Origin of the sequence: Succinimonas sp. (assembly GCF_045225735.1) — a bacterium.
In the GTDB taxonomy this organism is placed as follows: domain Bacteria; phylum Pseudomonadota; class Gammaproteobacteria; order Enterobacterales; family Succinivibrionaceae; genus Succinimonas.
In genome coordinates, this window is record NZ_JBGVBR010000173.1 from 1 (window position 1) to 3,888 (window position 3,888).

Consider the following 3,888-nt stretch of genomic DNA (forward strand, 5'->3'; position numbering starts at 1 on the left):
GGATTACGGCTCCGGGTTTAACATTCCTGATGACGACGATGATGACGATGGCGATGATGACGATGATGACGATGATATTCCTGAGGGCTTAACGCTGGAGCCTATGGATATCGCCACCTCCGCCTTCTACCAGGAATCCCTGAAGGAGGATCCGGACAAGAAGTACCGGCTGAACGTGAGAAGTCCCTGCCAGATTGACGTGGACGAACTTAACAAGAATATGCATCTTACCGTTTACGGCCGCAGGAAATAAGATTAATCCCCGGCCGGAAAGGTCTGCGTAAGGGCCGCTGTAAAGCATCATGTCAGGAGAACTCAGGTTTTTCTGGCATGTTTTTTTTGCCGGCAAATGGGAAGGGGAACCGGCATTGCGCGGAAAGGAACAGCAGGCTTCAAAATGCCGGGGCAGGAAAGCGCCGCTGCGCGGCAAATGGATTCCCGGACAAAAAAGGGCGGCCCTCATGTCCCTTTAACCTGAGAAAACTAATACCCCGGAACTCGGTGTTATTTGGCCGGTTCAGCTGGCAGCGCCAGCTCCTCCAGGGTTTTCCAGAGCTGAGCCTCATCCACCGGCTTTGACAAGTGGGCATTAAGTCCGGCCTGAAGACTGCGCTGCACATCCTCGTCGAAGGCATTGGCAGTCAGGGCGATAATAGGGATCCGGGCCGCATCAGGATGATCCTTCATGCTGCGAATAACCTGAGTCGCCTCAAGGCCGTCCATTTCAGGCATTCTCATGTCCATGAGAATGGCCTGGTAGTAGCCGGCAGGGCGGGAGGCAAACAGCTCAGCCGCCTCCCGGCCGTTAACCGCCAGATCGGAGTTAACCCCTCGCATGCTGAGAATCATCTGGACAATTTCCGCATTCACCGTCATATCCTCAGCCAGGAGCACCCTGATGCCGGAGAGATCCCGCTGCGGAGCAGCAGTCCGTTCCTTCCTGATTTCCCGGTATTTACTGAGAACATCTCCGGGAGACAGCGGGAAAGGCATGAATCCATCGGCGCCTGATTTCGGATCTAAACCGGCCGGGGGCTCCTTTCCGGTCAGGAAAATCACTGCCTCATGCCCCAGAAGAGTCCGGAGCTCCCTGAGGGCGTTTTTCGGAGGAAGATCCGGAATATCCGCGGAAAGGAGCATAAGATCCCAGGACTTTTTCCGGGATCTTACGAGATTGATGGCTTTGAGAGCATCCTGCCATGACAATACCGTATCCGCATGAATGCCTATGCCGAGAAGCCCCATGCCCATCTCCCGAGTAAAGCCAGCATCTGCGGCTATCAAAACGGCAGGAAGCTTTTCAGCTGACTCCGGGGCTGCCGGCAGCGGGGAAACGGGGGTCTCCTCCAGGGTAATGGTTACCGTAAATACCGAGCCTTCCTTCTTGCGGCTCTCCACCTCTATGGAACCGTTCATAAGCTCCACAATGCTGCGGGTTATGGACATGCCCAGACCGGTGCTGCTATATTCGTTTTTAATGCCGGTATCTTCCTGACTGAAGGGCTCAAAAATCCGGGGCAGAAACTCCTTGCTCATGCCAATGCCCGTGTCGGCAATCACAAAACGGAAGGTGGCTTTATGCTCAAAGGAGGCAGTTTCTTCTACTGTCAGGGTTACCCGGCCTCCGGTATAGGTAAACTTGACGGCATTCCCCAGAATATTGAGCAGCACCTGCCGGAGCCGTACCGCATCCCCCCGGTAGGACTGTTTCAGAAGGACTTTCTCGTTGCACTCCCAGCGGAGTCCCTTTTCCCGGCACTGTCCGCCGATAATGTCGCTTACCTGATCCAGGAGATCCCTGAGGGAAAAGTCTTCGCAGCGCAGGGTCATCTTGCCGGACTCGATGCTGGACATGTCCAGAACTTCATTAATGATTTCCTGCAGATGATCGGCGGAGAGTCGGGTCTTCCGGAGGCACTCCTTTACGTTTTCAGAGAGTCCCGGATCCCGCTCCATCATGCGGTTAAGACCGATAATCACGTTCATGGGCGTGCGGATCTCGTGGCTCATATTTGACAGGAACGCCGTCTTGGCCAGATTGGCCACCTCGGCGTTTTTCAGGGCCTCCGCCAGAGCCCGGCGCTGAGCCATGTCCTTCCTGGTTTCCGCATCCGCGTCCGCGAGGCCGATGCTGACCTTGCCGGGACTGCCGGGCACCGGAGCAATGCGGGCCATTTCGTAAACCTCATGCCCATCCCTGGTGATGAGATAACGGAAGGAAATAAGCTTCTGGGATTGCAAAGACTCCCGGATGCTCTCAGCGGACATGAATTCCACAAAAGTCTTCCGGTAGTTCTCCATAACGTCGGCGGAATAGCGTCTTATGGTTTCATCAAAAACAAAGGAATCTCCGGGCTCAAGATGGGAAACTCCGTTTGCCTGACAGCAGATGCCGGAATTGCTGTCGAGATCCACCAGAAACACCCCGCGATAATCAGCGGAGAGGACGTAGATCATGCTGCTCACCCGGTTATGGATATCCAGGCGGTAGTTGCGGAGATTTTCGCTGATGGCATGGATCTGCCGGCCCATGGCCTGCACATCGTCGGAAGGTTCCCCCTTCTTCAGAATCATGGGGACTTCATCGCCTTTTACTTCCCTGGTCAGGGCGTTGAGTTCGCCGGCGATTTCGTGAATTTCAGCGGTAACCGCTTCCAGCTGCCGTCTCAGGCGGGAGGTGGCCCACACCACCATGAGAATGCCGATTATTACGGAAAACACTGTGGTGATCAGGATCAGCATCTTCTGCGCTGCGATCCAGCCCTCGTACCAGTCGGCGGAAAAGTCCACCGCCACAATGCCGGCTACCGTGCCCCGGGAGGTGAATACCGGGGTGTAGGAGCTGTAGAAGCGGCCCCATTCGTCCTCATAGGGAGTTTCGTCCACCGCAGAGACGCCGCCGGCTGCTTTTTCCAGAGCCGCCGTAGTGACCACCGGCTGCCCGAACTCCCCCGGATCTGCCACGGTGGGATCCACGGTAAAGGTAAAGCGATCCTTGCCGGGTCTGTGGGTGTCTCGAATGCAGTAGATATAGCGAAGTTCGATGTTTTCCTGAAAATACGCCAGAGTATCATTGATTTTGCGGTATCCCGGAGTATCCCGATCCTCTTTCCGGATATTTTCCAGGACATCGCCGTCCAGCATGGCCGCTGCCGTTTTGGAGATATCCAGCATGCGATTGGATATGAGGGTCTCCATCGCCGCGCGGGAGTTGGTGAAAAGCACCGCTCCCAATACAATGCTGACCGTGATCAGCGTAGCCGAACTGCCGATAATCAGCTTGGTAACAAGGCCGTTTTTCCTGTTATACATTGAAACATCACCTCCGGATCCCGAGAATTATAACACTCACTCCGTAAGCAACGACGTCTGCATGGGCAAAAAGGAGATCCGGGCTGAAATATAAACGATTATTTCTTAGTCCCTCCCCAAAATGCCGCTGCAATGAAAACGTTTTCCGAATACAGCGAAAAACCGGGCACTCTGTCATGGACCGTCACCGGAGATAATACAGCATGAACCGCGCCGCTTATATCATTGCCTTTGTGGGAGAACGTCAGGAACACAATGACGGCCGGATCGCTCCTGATACCCCGGCGGAACAAATCTACACGGTAAACGGGCATGAAAGCGAACGCTACAAGGTGCTGGAAACCGGCGACGCACCTATGCAGTACCTGATGGATAAAGCAGGCCGGGAAGCGGAAAGGATCTTTGTTATCGCCATAGCAAGCAATCGGGTATATCAGAAAAACGGCGCCGGCGGCTCAAAGTACGATGTATTCCGGGGTAACCTTGATAACTTTGCCAAAGCTCTCGGAATTACGGACAAATACCGCCGGGATTCTCTCTTTCCGGTATTCTATGACTTTAATGAAGGTACCGGCG

Annotated in this window: 3 protein-coding genes; 2 read left to right on the forward strand and 1 reads right to left on the reverse strand. The window is 54.5% G+C overall.

What is annotated here, in order from left to right; genetic code table 11:
• Positions 1 to 253 (forward strand): hypothetical protein (locus ACJROR_RS06090; RefSeq protein ID WP_406546312.1); only part of this gene is annotated, 253 nt, incomplete at its 5' end.
• 251 nt (positions 254 to 504) lie between these two features.
• Here ACJROR_RS06090 and ACJROR_RS06095 read toward each other — a convergent pair.
• The gene (locus ACJROR_RS06095) at positions 505 to 3,312 is read right to left on the reverse strand and encodes an ATP-binding protein (protein WP_406546313.1); all 2,808 of its coding nucleotides are present in this window, start codon (positions 3,310 to 3,312) and stop codon (positions 505 to 507) included.
• 203 nt (positions 3,313 to 3,515) lie between these two features.
• Here ACJROR_RS06095 and ACJROR_RS06100 point away from each other — a divergent pair.
• On the forward strand, positions 3,516 to 3,888 hold a 373-nt coding region (locus tag ACJROR_RS06100), incomplete at its 3' end, for a hypothetical protein (RefSeq protein ID WP_406546314.1).

Coding starts and splice junctions, on each gene's coding strand:
- ACJROR_RS06095 (WP_406546313.1), bottom strand. CDS start 3,312: ATGTATAACAGGAAAAACGGCCTTGTTACCAAGCTGATTATCGGCAGT.